Here is a 19,883-nt window from a genome sequence, read left to right on the forward strand (position 1 = left end):
TCGAAAGTGCGGTTACGCGCGGAAAGCCAGGCGCGCCCAGTCGGCGTCCATCCGGCGAAGCGTGGCTTCGGGGTCGGCGCCGCCGATGATCGACTGGATGTAGTTGGCGGCGGGAATCGTGTTCGGGATGAACTGTGACGCGCCCATGTAGAAGCGGCCCTCGTCGTAGTACTTCTGCATCTCGACGATCCGGGGGTCGGTCACAGGCGGGGCATCCTTGGCGGTGCCGAAGCCCAGGAACTTGGCGTTGTAGGGGTTTTGGATGTCCGGCTGCAGCAAATACTGGAGGAAGGCGCGTGCACCCTGCTGTCCGTTCGAGACCTGGGGGATCCACAGCGAGAGGTCGATGTTGACGCGGACCTTGAGGTCGGCGGGGTCGTCCGTCATCGGCAGGGGAAAGGTGCCAAGCTCAACGCCGGTGCCGGCCTTTTCGATTTCACCGAAGGCCCATGGCCCCTGGAAGTACATGGCTGCCTGCCCTTGCGCCATAGCGGTGTTGCCGTCCCCGTACCCGCGGCTGGCGGCATCGGGGTTCACGTACTTCTTCAGCTGGACCATGCGCCGGACAGGTTCCAGCAGCGTTTTCTGGAACGAGACCTCGGAAGTCGGGCCAACCTTCTCGCCCACCTGGTGCATGGATTGGTAGAAGGCCCGCACATCCACCATGCCGCCCACTGTGTAGTCGAACAGGCCCTGCGCGATGGTCCAGGGTTCCCGGAACGTGCCGTAGATCGGAGTGATACCCGCCGCCTTGAGCCGTTCACACACGTCGATGAGCTCATCCCAGGTAGTGGGGACTGAGAGGGCGTTTGCCTCGAAGATGCTGCGGTTGTAAATGACGGACGCCGCCATGACCGAGTAGGGGATAACGCTTGTCCGGCCCGGGTACGTGGGGTACCAGTTGGTGAGGTCCGCGACGTCTTCGCGGATGGAGCCTGCTTCCGGGAGGTCGGAGAGGTCCGCCAGGGCTCCCCGTTCCATGAACCGCGCCATTTCCAGGTTGTAGTTCAGGCAGCCAAGATCGGGGGGACTGCTGCGGACGAAGCTGGCGGAAAGATTTGTTGCCATGTCATGGAGGACGCGGTACCGGTCCTGCGATGCAGTGAACTTCGCAGCCAGGTCGCGGAAGTACGGCACCGCCTCCGGTTTTGACTGGTGGAAGGTGATGGTTGGCGCGGCCCCTGCCGGGGCACACCCAGCCAGGCCGAAAGCAGCCAGCGTACCCCCGGCAGCGGCGAGGAAAGTACGTCGTGAGACTGGCGTCCCTGCGGGCATCAAAGGTGGCAACATCGGCTCCTAAGGGCTTTCGATGAGAGTTTATTTGGATCTTATATTTAGGTCCTATACGAGGATGGGGGATGCAGGGGCTATCGTCAAGGGGTGGACGGAACTACGGCGAGCTCGACCCAACTGTTACGGCAGATCAACTCGGAAGCATTGCTGCGCTTCGCCCTCCAGGAACAAGTTTTTACGGCGGGTGAGGCTATGGAAGCGACCGGGCTGACCCGTGCCACAGTGCTCGGGGTCTGCCAGGGGCTTGTTGAGGCCGGTTGGCTCGAGGAAGTGGTCGATGGCGGTGACTCCGGCCCGGCGCCTAAGGGCCGGCCGGCCCGCCGCTATCAACTCCGAGAATCTGCCGGCGTAGTCGTGGGGCTTGATGCCGGCGAAAGCCATCTCACTGCCATCGTCGCTGACCTGCGCGGCCGTGAGCTGGGAAAACGCCGCCAAGGCATTGACTCCCATGCACTGGGCCGCGCCGGACGGGTTGCCAACGTCCGGGAGCTGATCCACGTGACGCTCAGCGATGTCGGATGCGACGTCGACGACGTTTTGCTTACGGTGGTAGGCGTTCCCGCCCCGGTCGACGGGGACGGCGCGTCCCCGGACGGAGGGGAATTCTGGCAGCTGATGAATTCCGGATTCGCCTCGAACCTCCAGGGCAAGGTCATCGTGGAGAACGACGCCAACCTTGCCGCCATCGCCGAGCAGGCGCAGGAGCAGTCCCCCAATGTGGCAACTCTTTTATCCGGGGAGCGGTTTGGCGCCGGCCTGATCGTCGACGGGAGCCTGCTGCGCGGGTGCCGTGGCGGGGCTGGTGAGATGCGGTTCCTGGACGTGTTTGACAGCAAGCTCGTCCCCGACGAGGGAGGCTCGGACGGGTTCGGCGCGCTTGCGCGGAAGTGGGCGCGTTCGCGCATCCGCTCCTACGACGGAGCTACCACGCTGCGGCACATACCCGAGGGGGAAATCAGCGCAGAAGATGTCTTCCAAGCGGCCAGCGACGGGGACCCGCTTGCAAGCGACATCATCGCGCGGCTCGGCGTCCGGCTGGCACGGATCGCCGTGGTCCTCTCCAGTCTCCTGGACATTGAGCGGGTAGTCATCGCAGGCGGGATCGCGCTCGGCATCGAGCCTGTCCTGGAACACGCGCGTACCCTGCTGCCCCGGGACTCCGGCCTGCCGCTCCCTGACCTCGTTGCAAGCAAGCTCGGAGCAGAGGTGGTGGTCCAGGGTGCCATCGAGTCCGCGCTGACAAGCATCAGGCGCGAACCCATGGCCTTCCTCCCACGTATGCTCCGAACCTGACACTAGGTCGCATCGACTGCAATTGGAACAGCCTTTGCTTACCCATATAAGGAACGCCAGAGATGACAGGACACACATGAGCCGCACCTACACCATCGATTCAATACCGGGCGACGGCATCGGCGTCGACGTCACCGAAGTGGCCATGGGCTGCGTGGATGCTGTGGCCGGGCTGCATGGCTTCGCCGTCAACTGGCGGGTCCGTGACTGGAACAGCGACCTCTACGCCAAAACCGGCCGCATGATGCCGGTGGACGGCATCGAGCAGCTCAGCAGCGGCGACGGGATCTACCTGGGAGCGGTGGGCACGCCTGACGTTCCGGATGACGTGACCCTGTGGGGACTGCTGATTCCCATCCGCCGCGAGTTCGACCAGTACGTCAACCTTCGCCCCATGAAGCTGCTGCCCGGGGTCAAAGGAGCGATGCCGGGACTTGAGGACCTGGATATTGTGGTGGTCCGGGAAAACGTTGAAGGTGAGTACTCGCAGATCGGTGGCCGCTTCGGTACGGGGACGGACGCTGAGTTCGCCGTCCAGGAGAGCGTCTTCACCAAAGCCGGCATCAGCAGGGTGGCCCGCTACGCGGCAGAGGCCGCAACGAAACGCGGCGGCATCCTGGTCTCGGCCACCAAATCCAACGGCATCATCCACACCATGCCGTTCTGGGACGAAGTGGTGGCCCGGACGGTGGAACAGTTCCCCGGCGTCACGGTGGACAAGGTGCTCATCGATGCGCTCGCGGCCCGGCTGGTCATGAAGCCCACCAGCGTCCGCACCATCGTCGCATCCAACCTGTTCGGGGATATCCTGTCCGACCTCGTGGCCGGAGTGGCCGGTTCCATCGGCATCGCCCCGAGTGCCAACCTGAACCCCGAGCGCCGGCACCCGTCGATGTTCGAGCCAGTCCACGGTTCCGCCCCGGACATCGCCGGCAAGGGCATCGCCAACCCCGTCGGCGCCCTCTGGGCTGCCGCCATGATGCTGGACCATTTGGGCGAGGCGGCGGCCGCGCAGTCCCTTACCGGCGCTTTCGAGTCAGCGCTGGCAGACGGCATCGCCACACCGGACCTGGGCGGCTCGGCCACCACGATGGAATTCGCGCAGGAGGTACGGGCCCGGCTGGGCTAGCCGCGGCTGGACACGACGGCTAGAGCACGTTCCGGATGGCCTGCTCGAAACTGGTGACGTGCTCCAAGGCGAGCTTGCCCGCCCGCTCCGCGTCGCCGTCGGCCACTGCCTCCAGCAGCTCCACGTGCTCGGCAATGTGGGACGCGACGGACGGGACCTTTTCGAGCACCATGCACCAGATGCGCGTGGCCAGGTTGTCGTAGCGGATCAGGACGTCCTCGAGGTGCGCGTTGGCCGCGGCCCGGTAGATCAGCCGGTGGACCTTGATGTCGTACCGCATGAGGTCGTAGGGATCGTCGTCATCGCCCATGGTGGAGATCGCGGCCGCGGTTTCCCGGATTTCCGCCCGCAGCGCGGGCGTTGCCAGCTTCGCGGCCCGGCGTGCGGCCAGGGGTTCCAGGGATTCGCGCAGCTCGGAGACGTCAGCCAGTTCAGTGATGTCGACGATGGTGGCGAACGTTCCGCGGCGGGGATAGGACACCACCAGGTGGTCGCTTTCCAGCCGCTTGAGGGCTTCCCGGACCGGCGTCCGGCCGATCCCGAGCTCGGCGGCCAGCTTGCCGTCGTTGATCGCCTCGCCCGGCCGGATGTCCAGCATGATGAGTCGGTCCCGGAGGTGCCGGTAGGCCTGTTCGGAGAGTGAGAGGTCCCCGTCGCCGGCCAGGTGGTTCTCTAATGTGACGCTCATTTCGAGCCTTCCCAGGAGTGCTATTGACGTCCAAGTGATCTGGAACATACTATTACGACAGTTCTAATATATCAGTTACAGATCAGTTATAGGTCAGTAACTCCGAAGGGCTCAAAAGGAGAACAATGCAGGACGTACTGAACGCCTCGCTCGCCACGGTCGACGCCGACGTCGCCGCCGCTGTGGCACAGGAACTGCACCGCCAGCAGTCCACCCTGGAAATGATTGCGTCGGAGAATTTCGCTCCGGCCTCCGTCATGGAGGCCCAGGGCTCGGTGCTCACTAACAAGTACGCCGAGGGCTACCCGGGCAAGCGCTACTACGGCGGCTGCGAGCACGTGGACGTCATTGAGCAGCTGGCCATCGACCGCGTGAAGGCATTGTTCGGCGCTCAGTTCGCCAACGTCCAGCCGCACTCCGGTGCCCAGGCCAACGCCGCCGCCATGTTCGCCCTGCTGAACCCGGGCGACACCATCCTGGGGCTCTCCCTGGCGCACGGCGGACACCTCACGCACGGCATGAAGATTAACTTCTCCGGCAAGCTCTACAACGTGGTTCCCTACCACGTCCGCGAGGAAGACCTCCGGATCGATATGGCCGAGGTGGAAGCCCTGGCCCTGGAACACAAGCCCAAGCTGATCGTTGCCGGCTGGTCCGCCTACTCCCGCCAGCTGGACTTTGCCGAGTTCCGCCGCATCGCCGACCTCGTGGGTGCCTACCTCATGGTGGACATGGCGCACTTCGCCGGACTCGTCGCCGCCGGCCTGCACCCGAACCCCGTCCCGTATGCGGACGTGGTCACCACCACCACCCACAAGACCCTGGGCGGTCCGCGCGGCGGCGTCATCCTGGCCAAGGAGGAATACGCCAAGAAGATCAACAGCGCGGTGTTCCCGGGCCAGCAGGGTGGTCCGCTGGAGCACGTTGTGGCCGCCAAGGCCGTGGCGTTCAAGCTCGCTGCCGCCCCCGAATTCAAGGAACGCCAGGAGCGGGTGCTGCAGGGCGCCAAGCTGCTGGCCGAGCGACTCCTCAAGGACGACGTCGCAGCCGCGGGCATTTCCGTGGTCAACGGCGGCACCGACGTCCACCTGGTCCTGGTTGACCTCCGCCACTCCGAACTCGACGGCCAGCAGGGTGAGGACGCACTCCACCAGATCGGCATCACGGTCAACCGCAACGCCGTCCCCTTCGACCCCCGCCCGCCGATGGTCTCCTCCGGCCTCCGGATCGGCACCCCCGCCCTGGCCGCCCGCGGCTTCGGCGCCGCCGAGTTCACCGAGGTTGCGGACATCATCGCCACGGCCCTGATTGCCTCCGCCGGCACCGGCACCCTCCCCGGGGACACCGCCGTCGAACTCCGGGAACGCGTAACGGCCCTGGCTGGCAAGTTCCCCCTCTACCCGCACCTCTCCGCCGACGCCAACCTGGCCGGCATCGAGGCAGACCTGATTGGAGCCGCCCAGTGAGCACCCAGCACCTTCCGGAGCACCCGGACTTCCTCTGGCGGAACCCGGAACCCAAGTCCTCCTACGATGCCGTGATCGTCGGCGGCGGCGGGCACGGCCTGGCCACCGCCTACTTCCTGGCCAAGAACCACGGGATGACCAACATCGCCGTCCTGGAAAAGGGCTGGCTGGCCGGCGGCAACATGGCCCGCAACACCACCATCATCCGCTCCAACTACCTCTGGGACGAGAGCGCGGCCATCTATGAACAGGCCCTCAAGCTCTGGGAAATCCTGCCCGAGGAACTCGAGTACGACTTTCTGTTCAGCCAGCGCGGCGTAATGAACCTGGCCCACACCCTGGGCGACGTGCGCGAAAGCATGCGCCGCGTGGGCGCCAACAAGCTGAATGGCGTCGACGCGGAATGGCTGGACCCGCAGCAGGTCAAGGAACTCTGCCCCATCCTGAACATCCGCGACAACATCCGCTACCCGGTCATGGGCGCCACCTACCAGCCCCGCGCCGGCATCGCCAAGCACGACCACGTGGCCTGGGCCTTCGCCCGCAAGTGTGACGAAATGGGCGTGGACATCATCCAGAACTGCGAGGTGACCGGATTCGTCAAGGACGGCAACCGCGTGGTAGGCGTCAAGACCAACCGCGGCACCATCAACACCGAAAAGGTGGGCCTCTGCGCCGCCGGCCACAGCTCGGTCCTGGCCGAGATGGCGGGCTTCGAACTGCCCATCCAGTCGCACCCGCTGCAGGCCCTGGTCTCCGAGCTGCACGAGCCCGTCCACCCCACGGTGGTCATGTCCAACCACGTGCACGTCTATGTCTCCCAGGCGCACAAGGGCGAACTGGTCATGGGCGCCGGCGTTGACTCCTACAACGGCTACGGCCAGCGCGGCTCCTTCCACGTGATCGAGCAGCAGATGGCGGCCGCCGTCGAACTCTTCCCCATTTTCGCCAGGGCGCACGTGCTCCGGACCTGGGGCGGCATCGTGGACACCACCCTGGACGCTTCGCCGATCGTGGGCACCACCCCGGTGGAGAACATGTTCGTGAACTGCGGCTGGGGAACCGGCGGGTTCAAGGGAACCCCCGCCGCCGGCATGACCTTCGCCCACACCATCGCCACCGGCGCCCCGCACAAGCTGAACGCGCCGTTCTCGCTGGACCGCTTCGAAACCGGCGCCCTCATCGACGAACACGGCGCCGCCGCCGTGGCCCACTAGCCGCCGCCACCAGAAAAGGACTAACGCACATGCTGCTGATCCCATGCCCCAACTGCGGCCCGCGGGACGAAACCGAATTCCACTACGGGGGACAGGCCCACGTCCCGTACCCCGAGAACCCCAACGAGCTGAGCGACACGGAGTGGTCCCGCTACCTTTTCTACCGGGAGAACCCCAAAGGCATCTTCGCCGAGCGCTGGGTCCACAGCACGGGCTGCCGCCAGTGGTTCAACATGCTCCGCGACACCGTGAGCTACGACATCAAGGCTGTCTACCCGATGGGGGCGAAGCGGCCTGACCGCTCCCCGGACGGCGCACCCGAAACCGGGACCGCCAGCACCGGCCCTGACAGCACCACCACGGGAAGTGCCGCACCCAGCACCTCCACCACGAGCATCCTCAGCACCACCGCCCCGGAAGGAGCGACCAAGTGACTTCCCAGAACGCCCGCCTGGCTACCGGCGGCCGCATCGACCGCACCATCTCCTGGCGCTTCACCGTGGACGGCGAGGAGTTCACCGGCCACCCCGGTGACACCCTTGCCTCGGCGCTGCTGGCCAACGGCCGCATCGCCGCCGGAAACTCCCTCTACGAGGACCGCCCCCGCGGCATCATGTCCGCCGGGGTGGAAGAAGCCAACGCCCTGGTCCGTGTGGAAGCACGCTTTCCCGGCCACGTGGCCGAATCCATGCTGCCCGCCACCACCGTTTCCCTGGTGGACGGCCTCCAGGCCACCCTGCTCAACGGGCTGGGCAAGCTGGACCCGGAGGATGACCGCGCCGAATACGACAAGAAGTACGTCCACACCGACGTCCTGGTGATCGGCGGTGGTCCCGCCGGGCTTGCCGCGGCCCGTGAGGCTGTCCGTACCGGTGCCAGGGTCATGCTGCTCGATGACCAGCCCGAGCTCGGCGGCTCGCTGCTCTCCGGTTCCACGGCTACCGGCCTGGCCGAGACCATCGAGGGAAAGCCTGCCCTGGAATGGGTGGCCGACGTCGAAGCGGAGCTGGTATCCGGCGCCGAGTCCACGGTCCTGAACCGCACCACCGCGTTTGGCGCCTATGACGCCAACTACGTCATCGCCGTCCAGAACCGCACCGACCACCTTTCCAGCCCGGCCGCCCCGGGTGTCTCCCGCCAGCGGATTTGGCACATCCGTGCCAGCCAGGTGGTTGTCGCGCCGGGAGCCCACGAGCGTCCCCTGGTGTTCGAGAACAACGACCGCCCCGGCATCATGCTCGCTTCCGCCGTACGCAGCTACCTGAACCGCTACGGGGTGGCTGCCGGTAAGCGCGTGGTCATCAGCACCACGAATGACAGCGCCTACGCCGTCGCTGCCGACCTGGCCGCCGCCGGCGTCAAGGTCGCCGCCGTGGTGGATGCCCGTCCGGCCCTGACCGCCGTGGCGACTGCCGCCGTCGAATCCGGGATCCGGGTGCTGATCGGCAGCGCGGTGGCCAACACTTCCGCAGGCGCCGAGGGCCGGCTGGACGGCGTCACCGTCCGCAGCATCAACGACGACGGCGAGCTCACCTCCGGCGTCGAGCAGATCTCAGCAGACCTGCTGGCAGTGTCCGGCGGTTGGAGCCCGCTGGTACACCTGCACTCCCAGCGCCAGGGCAAGCTGCGCTGGGACGAGGAGCTGGCAGCCTTCGTGCCCAGCACCGAGGTCCCCGCCCAGCAGACCATTGGCTCCGGCCGCGGCTCCTTCGCCACCGAAGACTGCGTCGCGGAGGGCATCTCCGCCGGCGCCAGGGCGGCCATCGCCACAGGCTTCGAATCCGCCGTCGAACCCTCCGTGTTCGGCGACCCGAAGGCATCCGCCCCCACCCGCCAGCTGTGGCTGGTACCGGGCGAGAACGGCACCCCTGACGACTGGCACCACCACTTCGTGGACTTCCAGCGCGACCAGTCCGTGGCGGACGTCCTCCGCTCCACCGGAGCCGGCATGCGCTCGGTGGAACACATCAAGCGGTACACCTCCATCAGCACCGCCAACGACCAGGGCAAGACCTCCGGCGTCAACGCCATCGGCGTCATCGCCGCGGCCCTGCGCACCGCCGGAGAAGCCTCCCGCGGCATCGGAGACATCGGCACCACCACCTACCGCGCCCCCTTCACCCCGGTGGCCTTCGCGGCACTGGCCGGACGCCAGCGCGGGGAACTGTTCGACCCCGCCCGCGTCACGTCCATCCACCCCTGGCACGTAGCCAAGGGCGCGCTGTTCGAGGACGTCGGACAGTGGAAGCGGCCCTGGTACTACCCGCAGGCCGGGGAGGACATGGACGCTGCCGTGCTGCGCGAATGCGCCGCCGTCCGCGAGTCCGTGGGCTTCATGGACGCCACCACGCTGGGCAAGATCGAAATCCGCGGCAAGGACGCGGGAGAGTTCCTGAACCGGATGTACACCAACGCGTTCAAGAAGCTCGCGCCCGGCTCGGCACGCTACGGCGTCATGTGCACCCCGGACGGGATGATCTTCGACGACGGCGTGACCCTCCGCGTCGACGACGAGACCTACTTCATGACCACCACCACCGGCGGCGCCGCCAAGGTGCTGGACTGGCTGGAGGAATGGCTGCAGACCGAGTGGCCGGAACTGGACGTGCAGTGCACCTCCGTGACGGAACAGTGGAGCACCATCGCCGTCGTCGGGCCCAAGTCCCGTGAGGTCATCGCCAAGGTGGCACCGGAACTGGCTGCCAACGGCGGCCTGGATGCCGAGGCCTTCCCGTTCATGACCTTCCGCGAGACCACCCTCGCCTCCGGCGTACGGGCCCGGATCTGCCGGATCTCGTTCTCCGGTGAACTGGCCTACGAAATCAATGTGCCGGCCTGGTACGGGCTCAACACCTGGGAAGCCGTTGCTGCTGCCGGTGCGGAGTTCAACATCACCCCCTACGGCACCGAAACCATGCACGTGCTGCGCGCCGAAAAGGGCTACCCGATCGTCGGGCAGGACACCGACGGCACTGTCACCCCGCAGGACGCGGGCATGGAGTGGATCGTGTCCAAGGCCAAGGACTTCATCGGCAAGCGCTCCTACACCCGTGCGGACGCCCAGCGTGAGGACCGCAAGCACCTGGTCAGCGTCCTCCCCGTGGATGGCACGCTGCGGCTGCCCGAAGGCACCCAGCTCGTCGAAAAGGGACGCTCCACCAACCCCGCCTACGGCCCCGTGCCGATGGAAGGGTTCGTCACCTCCAGCTACCACAGCGCAGCGCTGGGCCGGTCGTTCGGCCTGGCCCTGATCAAGAACGGACGCAACCGCATCGGCGAAACGCTGGTGGCAGCCGCCGGCGACCAGCTGGTGGACGTGGTTGTCGCAGAAACAGTGCTTTTTGACTCTGAAGGGACCCGTAAAGATGGCTGAAACAGCAGCATCCCCGACCTCCGCCAAGACCAACGCCGAAAAGAACCTCGCCGCCCGCGTCAGCCCGGCCCGCCAGCTGGCGGACGAGTTCGCGGCCGGCTCCCTGGCCGGCACCGTTGAAATTTCCGAGGTGCCTTTCCTGACCATGGTGGGCCTCCGGGCGCTGGCAGGCTCCGCCGCGGCGGAGCGCCTGGCCGGTGTCACCGGTGGCCTCCCCGCTGGCTCCGGCGCCGTGGCCGGCAACGGCGACGTGTCCGTCCTGTGGCTCGGGCCCGCCGAGTTCCTGGTGGTGGCGCCCACCGAGGCGCACGAATCCCTGGGCGGTGACCTCATCCCTGCGCTCCGGGACGCGCTGGGCGGCGACGCGGGCCAGGTGGTGGACCTGTCCGCCAACCGGACCACGTTCGAACTGACGGGCCCCCGGGCCCGCGCCGTCCTCGAAAAGGGCTGCTCGTTGGACCTGCACCCGCGGGTCTTCAAGGCCGGCACCGCCTTCTCCACGGAAATTGCGAACATTCCGGCCATCCTGTGGAAGACCGGTGACGAGTCCTTCAGGATCTTCCCTCGTGCCTCTTTCGCCGAGTTCCTGGGCCGGTGGCTGCTGGACGCCATGCGGGAGTACGCCTCGCCAGAGGTCCCCTGATGGCGCTCAGCGTCCTTGACCTCTTTTCCGTCGGCATCGGGCCCTCGTCGTCACACACGGTGGGCCCGATGCGGGCGGCGAAGCTGTTCGCGGACGGGCTGAAGGGCGATGGCCAGCTGGCCGCCACCGTGCGCGTCCAGTCTGAACTCTTTGGTTCCCTGGGCGCCACGGGGCGGGGGCACGGTTCCGACAAGGCAGTGGTCCTGGGGCTGCAGGGCCTTGAACCGGAGACCGTGGACACTTTCACGGCCGACGACCAGGTGGCTGCCGCCGCGCTGAACGCCGAACTGCACGTCGCCGGCAGCCACCGGGTGGACTTCAACTGGGAAGAGGACGTGGTGCTGCACCGGCGCAAGTCCCTTCCCGCGCACCCCAACGGCATGACGTTCCGGGCCTTGGACCACGCGGGTGCCGTCCTGAGCGAGCGGAGCTTCTACTCGATCGGCGGCGGCTTCGTGGTGGACGGCGACGCCGAGGGCGCGGACAAGGTGGTGCCGGATGACACCGTGCTGCCGTACCCGTTCTCCACGGGGGATGAACTCCTGCAGATCTGCAGCCGCGAAGGCATGTCCATCTCTGACGTCATGCTGGCCAACGAACTCACCTGGCGCAGTGAAGCGGAACTCCGCGAGCAGTTGCTGGGGCTGTGGGCCGTCATGCGCGAATGCGTGGAGAACGGCTGCAACGCAGGGGGCATCCTGCCCGGCGGGCTGAACGTCACCCGGCGGGCGCCCGCCCTGTTCCGCACCCTGACGGCCTCGGCCGCCACCGCCGAAGCCGCGGCAGCAACGCCGTCGCCCGTCCAGGCACCGGCAGATCCGCTGCTGGCGATGGAATGGGTGAACCTGTTCGCGCTGGCCGTGAACGAGGAGAACGCCGCCGGCGGGCGGATCGTCACGGCCCCAACCAACGGGGCCGCGGGAATCGTTCCGGCCGTCCTGCACTACTACGTGAAGTTTGTTCCAGGAGCCGACGACGACGGTGTGGTCCGCTTCCTGCTGACGGCGGCCGCCGTCGGAATCCTGTTCAAGACGAACGCCTCCATCTCCGGTGCCGAAGTGGGCTGCCAGGGCGAGGTGGGCTCTGCCTGCTCAATGGCCGCGGCTGGGCTCTGTGAAGTGCTCGGCGGGACGCCTGCGCAGGTGGAGAACGCCGCCGAAGTGGGGATCGAGCACAACCTGGGCCTGACCTGCGACCCCGTGGGCGGCCTGGTGCAGATCCCGTGCATCGAGCGGAATGCGATCGCCAGCGTGAAGGCGATCAACGCGGCCCGCCTGGCCCTGCACGGGGACGGCAGCCACAAGGTCTCGCTGGACAAGGCGATCAAGACCATGCGCGACACCGGAGCCGACATGAAAACCAAGTACAAGGAAACCTCCCGAGGAGGCCTCGCCGTGAATGTGATCGAGTGCTGAGCCATGACCGTGACTGAAACCCATATCCCCGCATCCAAGACGCCCACCACCGTGGAACACGTCCTGACCCTTGACTGCCCGGAAGGGCCCGGCATTGTGCACGCCGTGTCCGGTTTCCTCCTGGAACACGGCTGCGACATCATCGACAACAAGCAGTTCGGTGAGCGCACCGAGGGCCACTTCTTCATGCGCGTGCATTTCGTCTCCGAGGGGGATGAGTCCACGCTGGATGTCTTGCGGTCCTCCTTCGCCCCGGTGGCCGAAAAGTTCGGCATGCGGTGGCAGCTGGAGCGCCGGGGGTCTAAGCGCAAGGTGCTGATCATGGTGTCCAAGTTCGGACACTGCCTCAACGACCTGCTCTTCCGCGCCAGGATCGGCGAACTGCCCGTGGACATTGTGGCCGTCGTGTCCAACCACCGGGACCACCAGGCGCTGGTCGAGTGGCACGGCATCCCGTTCCACCACATCCCGGTCACGGCCGAGACCAAGCCCGCAGCGGAAGCCGCGCTGATGGAACTCGTGGACGGGCTCGACGTCGAACTCGTGGTGCTGGCGCGCTACATGCAGGTGCTCAGCGACGACCTGACCCGGAAGCTGGACGGCCGGGCCATCAACATCCACCACTCGTTCCTGCCCAGCTTCAAGGGCGCCAAGCCCTACCACCAGGCCTACGCGCGCGGCGTCAAGACCGTCGGCGCCACCGCGCACTACGTCAACGCCGAGCTGGACGAAGGGCCCATCATCTCCCAGCAGGTGGTGGACGTGGACCACACGTACGGTCCCGAGGACCTGGTGGCCGCCGGCCGCGACACCGAATGCAAGGCGCTCTCCAATGCCGTGAAGTGGCATTGCGAGGGCCGGGTCATCCTGCAGGGCAACCGCACCGTGGTGCTCCGCTAGCGGTTCTCAACTAAACACTGTCAGCGCGGCTGGCTGCCTTCGGGCGGCCGGCCGCGCTTTTGTTTGCCCGATCCTTGCGCCATTCCCGGGCCAGGCACTAGGCGCTGCCCTGCTCGGCGAGGCGGGCCTTGATCCGCTCGCTGGCATCGCGGAGGGATGCGTCGTTGACGGCTGCGGCAGCCGCCGGGTCCCCGTTCCGCGCAGCGGCCACCAGGTCCTGCTGGTACCGCCACAGGGAATCGTCGTCACCGGCGTCCAGGGAGCCCTGTGCGCCGACGATCTTGTAGGCGCGGCACTGCTGCCACAGGGCCCTGATCATTTGCAGCAGCACCGGGTTGCCGCCCGCCTGGTAAAGGATGGCCAGCATCTCCTCGTCATGGTCAAGGAGGGCAATGACCTGCCGCTCGTCGATGGCTTTGCGCATCAGCTCGTACTCGGACTGCATTCTCCCGCAGTCCTCCGGGGTGATCCTCTCGCTGCCCAGCCGCGCAGCTTCGGTCTCCAGAAGCCGGCGCACGTCATAGACGTGGATCAATTCCTCGAGGCTGAGGCTCTTGACCACGGCACCCTTGTGCGGCTCACGCTCCGCCAGGCCGGTTTCCTCCAGGCGGCGGATGGCCTCGCGGACCGGCATGACGCTTGTCCCCACCTGCTCGGCGAGGTCGCGCACCTTGAGCCGTGATCCGGCGGGCAGTTCACCGCTGAGGATCGCGGCATGGATCATCGCATAGACCTGGTCGGTCAGCAGGGTGGGCTCGGCGCGCTTGGATATGACCACCCGTCCAATATACGGCCGGGAGAACCAGCCCTTGCTGCGGCCGGGGCGGCCTGCCGCGCAGAAAAATATCCTTTTAGGGTCTTGTGTGATCTGTGATCACATCCTATGGTGGTTTATGTCACATCGACCCAGCATCCCCCGCAAACATCCCCAGCGGGACGGGTGCAAGCTTCCGACCTCCTGCCCTGTCGCCACCCGCGGTGGCGCCACAGGCTCCGCATCAGCTCCTCCCGCACAACCCTTGCCGGAGCCACCGCAACGGCTCCGGTGACCATGCACATCCAACAACAGCTAAGGAATGGCAATCATGAAAGACGCAGTAATCGTTGGCGGCGGCCTGGCCGGACTCTCGGCGGCCTGGCGGCTCCGGCACTGGGACACAGTGGTCCTGGAATCCGGGGACCGCGTGGGCGGCCGCATCCGCTCCGAACGCCGGGGTGACTACTGGCTGAACTGGGGCGGCCACGTTTTTGCCGGCGCCGGATCCTCCACCGACGCGCTGCTGAACGAAGTCGGCGTGATGGCGGTCCAGATCCCCGGGTCTCTGCAGGGCCTGTCCATGAACGGCAAGTTCATCAAGAAGGGGCACATCGCCACCTACCCGTTCCGCATCCCGATGTCCCTCACCTCCCGTGTGGACACCATGCGGGCCGGCCTGAAGGTCGTCAGTGGAGTGGCCAAGTACACCGGAGTGGTGCGAAAGCGGGCAGGGGAGTCGGGTGCCATGCGGCAGCAGCGCATCTACGATTTCGAGAACAACACCTCTTTCCAGAACTTCATCGGCAATCTCTCTGAAGATGCGGCAGCCCTGTTCAAGACCACCGTCACCCGTTCTGCCGGCGACATGGACCAGATCTCCGCCGGTGCCGGCATCGGCTACTTCAGCCTGGTCCTTGGCTTTGGCCAAGGGCTGAGCCGGGGCATCGTTGGCGGCCCGTCCACGCTGACGGAATCCATTGCGGCGGCCATGGGGGACTGCATCGAGCTCGGCGCCGTGGTCCACGAAGTAGTCCACAAAAAGGAATCCGTCGTGGTCCGGTACCGCCAGGGCGGCGTCGACCGCGAAGTCGAGGCCCGCACCGTTGTCCTCGCCACCACCGCCGACGTCTCGCACAAGGTCGGCGTGGACCTCCCGGATGACCTGCGCGGTGCACTCAGCCAGATCAAGTACGGCCCGCACGTCAGCACAGCGTTCCTGACCAACGAAACCACGGCCCGGCCCTGGGACGACATCTACGCCATCGCGGCACCGAAGCGCTCCTTCGCGATCGCCCTGAACCAGGCGAGCATCGTCCGCGGCACCGAATCCGTCCGGAAGCCCGGCGGCAGCTTCATGACGTTCTCCCCGGCCAGCCTGGGCAAGGCGCTGCTGGAGAAGAGCGAAGAGGACGTCATTAAGACCCACCTGACCGACCTTGACCAGGTCCTGGGCCACGGCTTCGCCGACAGCGTCGTCGAGGCCAAGGTGGACCGCTGGAAGAATGCGTCCCCCTACTGCTTCCCCGGCCGCGCCAAAATCCAGTCCACGCTGATGCGCGGAGCCGACCGCGTCTTCCTGGCCGGCGACTACCTCGGAACCCTCTACACCGAAAGCTCCATCACCACCGGCTTCTCCGCAGCCCAGGAAGCCGCCAGCGTCCTTGCCACCCACCGCCAGGCACCGCCCCAGGCCGGCCTGTCCATCGTCGCCTGACCATCCACCGTTTCATCAGTCCACTGATCCCACGCACGTAAGTAAGGAAACACTCCATGTCCAACAACCTCCGCGGTGTCCTCACCGCGCTCTCGACCCCCTTCAAGCAGGACGAAACCCTCGACGTCGAGACTTTGAAGCTGATCGTCGACCGCTCCATCGACGGCGGCGTGGACGGCGTCGTCGCCGCCGGCTCCACCGGCGAAGTAGGCGCCCTGTCCTCGGAAGAGCGCCTGCTGCTTATCGAGACCGTCATCAACCAGGCCAACGGCCGCGTGCCGGTAATCGCCAACACCGGTGCCACCTCCACCGCCGAGGCCATCCGCCTGTCCCGGGCCGCCGAGAAGCTGGGTGCCGACGTGCTCATGCTGGTCACCCCGTACTACGAGCCGCTGACCCTGGAGGAAACGGTCACTTACATCAAGGACGTGGCCCGGTCCGTCACCATTCCGGTGATGCTCTACAACATCCCGGCTGTCACCGGCGTGAACCTGGATCCGGCCACCGTCCGGGCACTGGCCGAGGAGGTGGACAACATCCGCTACATCAAGGACTCCAGCGCCAACTGGGAACAGGCACTTCAGCTGATCCACCACCACTCGGACGTCATCGGCACCTTCATCGGCTGGGACGTCTACCTCTACAGCGCCCTCGTCGAAGGCGCAGCGGGTGTCATGGCAGGCACGGCCAACGTGGTCCCGGCTGAAATCGTCGATGTCAGCCGCCGCATCGCCGAAGGCGACCTGCAGGGCGGACTGGAGCAGTGGAAGAAGGTCTACCCCGTGATTGACGCGCTCCTCTCGGTGCCGTTCATCCCCGCCATCAAGGCAGGCCTGACCCTGCAGGGCGTTCCCGCCCGATCCCCGCGCCGTCCCACGGCAGACCTCGGTGCCGGGGACCTGGGACGCGTGAAGAAAGCCCTGTCCGCCCTGTACCAGACTGTCGGATAAGCCATGGATACCGATTTCGGAGCCTTCCTGTCCGCCGTTTCCGACGCCATCTGGGCGCCCATGGCCTACGTGGTCCTGGGCCTCGGCGTCGCCTACTCCATCGCCACCAAAGGCATCCAGTTCCGCCGCATCCCGGACATGCTCCGCCAGTTGCGGGACAGCGAAGGCGGGGAGGGCGGCCTGTCCTCCTTCCAGGCCCTGGTCCTGGCACTGGCCAGCCGCGTCGGCGTCGGAAGCATCGCGGGCGTTGCCACGGCCGTCGGCGCCGGTGGCCCCGGAGCCCTCGTCTGGATGGCCATCACCGGCCTGGTGGGCTGCACCGTCGGCTACGCCGAAGCGGCCCTGTCCCAAACCTTCAAACGCCAGGTCCAGGACGAGGACCGCCGCAGTGCCAACGAGGACATCGGCGGCATGCCGTACTACATCAAGTACGGCCTGAAGCTGCCCAAAGTGGGCGCTCTCGTGGCAGTGCTGGGCGTCATCGGTTACGGCTTTGTCTTCCCGGGCCTGCAGGTCAACACCATTGCCGCAAGCGCCAAGCTGGCGTTCGGCCTGGACAGCTGGATTCCCGCCGTGCTGGTCACCGTCCTGATCGCCTTGGTTATCTTCGGCGGCACCACCCGCCTGGTGAAGGTGACCCAGGCCCTGGTGCCGGTCCTGGCCATCGGCTACCTGGTCCTTGCGCTGGCCGTGATCGGCATCAACATTGGCAGTGTCCCTGCCGCCGTTGCCCTGATCTTCCAGTCCGCCATCGGTGTCCACCCCATCATGGGCGGCATCGCCGGAGCCGCAATTGCCTGGGGCGTGCGCCGGGCTGTCTTCGCCTCATCCAACGGCCTCGGTGAGGCCACCTTCGCCGCAGCTGCGGCCCGCACCTCCCATCCGGGCAAGCAGGGCCTGGTGCAAACGTTCAGCATCTACATCGACGTGCTGCTGATCTGCATGGCCACCGGCCTGATGATGGTGGTTTCGGGCAAGTACAACGTCGCGGACGGTTCCGGCGGTTTCCTGGTCAACAACATCCCGGGCGTTCCCGTTGGTGCCAACTGGGTGCAGGAAGCCATCGACACGCTGCTTCCGGGCTGGGGAGCGGGATTCGTTTCCGTTGCCGTACTCCTCTTCGGCTTTACCTGCCTGCTGGCCTACTTCTACGTGGCCAACTCCAACCTCCTCTACCTGCTGGACGGCAGGCCAGGGCATCTTTGGAAGAACGTCCTGAAGATCGGCACCATGGCCATCGTCTTCGTCGGCTCCATCGTGAACGCCCAGGTGGTCTGGGCGGCCGGCGACATCGGCCTGGGCCTGATCGCCTGGGTCAACCTCATCTGCCTGGCCTTCCTCTTCCCGCTGGTCCGCAAGATCTACAAGGACTACGAACGCCAACGGAAGCTGGGCCTGGACCCCACCTTCAATCCCAAGGCACTGGGCATCGATGGTGCCGACTTCTGGGAGCAGCCGGTTCCCGTCGAGCACCACCACCATCAACTCCACCACGCCAGCCAGTCCACCGAGAGGACCCCGGACAAGCCATGACCACCACTGACACTGCACTGTTCACCGTTCGCAGGGCGGCCAACCCGCCCGTGCCGTCCCTTCCCCCGTTTGGCCAGTTCATCGGCGGCGCGTTTGTTCCGTCCACGTCGGAGGCAACGGTCGACGTCGTGAACCCGGCGACCGGGGCGGTCCTCACCCGGGTGCCTGCCGGGTCCGTCGAGGACGTCGACGCCGCCGTCGCCGCAGCTGTGGCGGCCAAGGCAGCGTGGGCGGCGAAGACGCCGAAGGACCGTGCCGGAGTCCTCCTCCGGATCGCGGACATCATCGAAGCCAACCGGGACCTGTTCGAAACCCTGGAATCCGCCAACACCGGCAAGCCCGCCGCGGTGGCGGAGGACGACATCACCAGCGCCATCGACACCTTCCGGTTCTCCGCCGGCGCCGCCCGCGCCTTCAGCACCATCGGTGCTGACGATTACGCGGAGAACCACACTTCGGTGATCCACCGCGAACCGGTGGGCGTGGTGGGCGTCATCACCCCCTGGAACTACCCACTGCTCATGGCTGCCTGGAAAATCGCCCCGGTCCTGGGCGCCGGCAACACCCTGGTCCTTAAGCCGTCCGAACAGACACCGCTGACTACGCTCAAGCTGGCCGAACTCATCGCCGGTGAGGTTCCCGCCGGCGTCGTGAACATCGTGACCGGCCCCGGACGCGTGGTGGGCAACCGGCTCTCCGAACACCCCGACGTTGACCTGGTGGCCATCACCGGAAGCGTGGGCAGCGGCCAGAAAGTGGCCGCCGGTGCAGCCGCGTCGGTCAAGAGGGTGCACCTGGAGCTTGGCGGCAAGGCGCCCGTCGTGGTGTTTGACGACGCCGACCTGGAGGCCGCTGCCAAGGGGGTCCGCAGTGCCGGGTTCTGGAACGGCGGCCAGGAGTGTGGTGCGGCATGCCGGGTCCTGGTGCACGAATCGGTGGCGGAGAAATTCACCGACCTGCTGGTGCGGGAGGTCAGCGAAATCTCTGTCGGCACCCCCGGCGCGGGGACCGACGTCGAGATCGGCTCCATGATCTCCGGCGCGCACTACGAGCGTGTCCTCGCCGCGCTGGACGACGTGCGCAAGGACGGCCTGACCATCGCGGTGGGCGGCAACGCCATCGAGGGGCCGGGCTTCTTCATCGAACCGACCGTGGTCACGGACGTTCCGCCCGGCGCCGCGATCGCCAGCACGGAAATCTTTGGGCCGGTGGTGTCCGTGGAGAGCTTCAGCACGGATGAGGAAGCCGTTGCCCGGGCCAACGAAACCATCTACGGACTGGCGGCCTCTGTCTGGACCAGGGACTCTGCCCGCTCGCTGACCGTTCCCCGGAAGCTGGATTTCGGCACGGTCTGGGTGAACTCGCACCTGGTCATCGCCACTGAAATGCCGTGGGGCGGATTCAAGGGCTCCGGTTACGGCCGCGACCTGTCCAGCTATGCCCTGGAGGACTTCTCCCGCACCAAGCACGTGATGTACAACCGCGGCTGACGCGCTTCATTTTCAGGGACTT

Annotated in this window: 16 protein-coding genes; 13 read left to right on the top strand and 3 right to left on the bottom strand. The window is 66.5% G+C overall.

Annotated features, from left to right (window positions below):
• Positions 1–12: 12 nt before the first annotated feature.
• Positions 13–1,290, bottom strand: coding sequence for an ABC transporter substrate-binding protein (locus ACR65J_RS05955; protein WP_440166959.1), 1,278 nt, complete (start codon positions 1,288–1,290; stop codon positions 13–15).
• A gap of 195 nt (positions 1,291–1,485) precedes the next feature.
• On the opposite strand from ACR65J_RS05955, the gene ACR65J_RS05960 reads away from it, so the two are divergent.
• Positions 1,486–2,586, top strand: a complete 1,101-nt coding sequence (locus ACR65J_RS05960; RefSeq protein ID WP_440166961.1) for an ROK family protein — start codon at positions 1,486–1,488, stop codon at positions 2,584–2,586.
• A 76-nt stretch (positions 2,587–2,662) separates the two neighbouring features.
• Positions 2,663–3,715: a tartrate dehydrogenase gene (locus ACR65J_RS05965; RefSeq protein ID WP_440166963.1), complete on the top strand. Its 1,053-nt coding sequence runs from the start codon at positions 2,663–2,665 to the stop codon at positions 3,713–3,715.
• Between the two features lie 19 nt (positions 3,716–3,734).
• Here the strand turns inward: ACR65J_RS05965 and ACR65J_RS05970 are convergent, their stop codons facing one another.
• A complete protein-coding gene (locus ACR65J_RS05970) occupies positions 3,735–4,403 on the bottom strand; it encodes a GntR family transcriptional regulator (protein ID WP_440166965.1) in 669 nt (222 codons plus the stop codon).
• A gap of 125 nt (positions 4,404–4,528) precedes the next feature.
• On the opposite strand from ACR65J_RS05970, the gene glyA reads away from it, so the two are divergent.
• Genes glyA through purU form a run of 7 tightly spaced genes read left to right on the top strand, consistent with a single transcriptional unit; the run spans position 4,529 to position 13,417 of the window.
• The gene (gene glyA, locus ACR65J_RS05975) at positions 4,529–5,869 is read left to right on the top strand and encodes a serine hydroxymethyltransferase (RefSeq protein WP_440166967.1); all 1,341 of its coding nucleotides are present in this window, start codon (positions 4,529–4,531) and stop codon (positions 5,867–5,869) included.
• On the top strand, positions 5,866–7,086 hold the full coding sequence (locus tag ACR65J_RS05980; protein ID WP_440166969.1) for a sarcosine oxidase subunit beta family protein: 1,221 nt from the start codon (positions 5,866–5,868) through the stop codon (positions 7,084–7,086). Before glyA ends, ACR65J_RS05980 begins: the two co-directional genes overlap by 4 nt.
• A 29-nt stretch (positions 7,087–7,115) precedes the next feature.
• On the top strand, positions 7,116–7,520 hold the full coding sequence (locus tag ACR65J_RS05985) for a sarcosine oxidase subunit delta (RefSeq protein ID WP_142070553.1): 405 nt from the start codon (positions 7,116–7,118) through the stop codon (positions 7,518–7,520).
• A complete protein-coding gene (locus ACR65J_RS05990) occupies positions 7,517–10,459 on the top strand; it encodes a 2Fe-2S iron-sulfur cluster-binding protein (protein ID WP_440166971.1) in 2,943 nt (980 codons plus the stop codon). Before ACR65J_RS05985 ends, ACR65J_RS05990 begins: the two co-directional genes overlap by 4 nt.
• Positions 10,452–11,102 carry a sarcosine oxidase subunit gamma gene (locus ACR65J_RS05995; RefSeq protein ID WP_440166972.1) on the top strand — a complete coding sequence of 217 codons (651 nt, stop codon included), beginning with the start codon at positions 10,452–10,454 and terminating at the stop codon, positions 11,100–11,102. The genes ACR65J_RS05990 and ACR65J_RS05995 overlap by 8 nt, the downstream gene beginning before the upstream one ends.
• Complete coding sequence (locus ACR65J_RS06000) at positions 11,102–12,517, top strand: L-serine ammonia-lyase (protein ID WP_440166973.1); 1,416 nt, start codon at positions 11,102–11,104, stop codon at positions 12,515–12,517. Before ACR65J_RS05995 ends, ACR65J_RS06000 begins: the two co-directional genes overlap by 1 nt.
• A 3-nt stretch (positions 12,518–12,520) precedes the next feature.
• Positions 12,521–13,417 carry a formyltetrahydrofolate deformylase gene (gene purU, locus ACR65J_RS06005; RefSeq protein WP_440166975.1) on the top strand — a complete coding sequence of 299 codons (897 nt, stop codon included), beginning with the start codon at positions 12,521–12,523 and terminating at the stop codon, positions 13,415–13,417.
• 97 nt (positions 13,418–13,514) lie between these two features.
• Here the strand turns inward: purU and ACR65J_RS06010 are convergent, their stop codons facing one another.
• Positions 13,515–14,195, bottom strand: a complete 681-nt coding sequence (locus tag ACR65J_RS06010) for a GntR family transcriptional regulator (protein ID WP_440166977.1) — start codon at positions 14,193–14,195, stop codon at positions 13,515–13,517.
• A gap of 307 nt (positions 14,196–14,502) precedes the next feature.
• On the opposite strand from ACR65J_RS06010, the gene ACR65J_RS06015 reads away from it, so the two are divergent.
• Genes ACR65J_RS06015 through ACR65J_RS06030 form a run of 4 tightly spaced genes read left to right on the top strand, consistent with a single transcriptional unit; the run spans position 14,503 to position 19,861 of the window.
• Positions 14,503–15,888 (top strand): protoporphyrinogen/coproporphyrinogen oxidase, encoded by a 1,386-nt coding sequence (locus tag ACR65J_RS06015; protein ID WP_440166979.1) that lies wholly within the window; start codon positions 14,503–14,505, stop codon positions 15,886–15,888.
• Positions 15,889–15,944: 56 nt separating this feature from the next.
• Complete coding sequence (gene dapA, locus ACR65J_RS06020; protein ID WP_440166981.1) at positions 15,945–16,838, top strand: 4-hydroxy-tetrahydrodipicolinate synthase; 894 nt, start codon at positions 15,945–15,947, stop codon at positions 16,836–16,838.
• 3 nt (positions 16,839–16,841) lie between these two features.
• Positions 16,842–18,371 carry an alanine/glycine:cation symporter family protein gene (locus ACR65J_RS06025; protein ID WP_440166982.1) on the top strand — a complete coding sequence of 510 codons (1,530 nt, stop codon included), beginning with the start codon at positions 16,842–16,844 and terminating at the stop codon, positions 18,369–18,371.
• Positions 18,368–19,861, top strand: coding sequence for an aldehyde dehydrogenase family protein (locus tag ACR65J_RS06030; RefSeq protein WP_440166983.1), 1,494 nt, complete (start codon positions 18,368–18,370; stop codon positions 19,859–19,861). The genes ACR65J_RS06025 and ACR65J_RS06030 overlap by 4 nt, the downstream gene beginning before the upstream one ends.
• The last annotated feature ends 22 nt before the right edge of the window (positions 19,862–19,883 follow it).

It is taken from the genome of Arthrobacter sp. SAFR-044 (genome assembly GCF_059414985.1).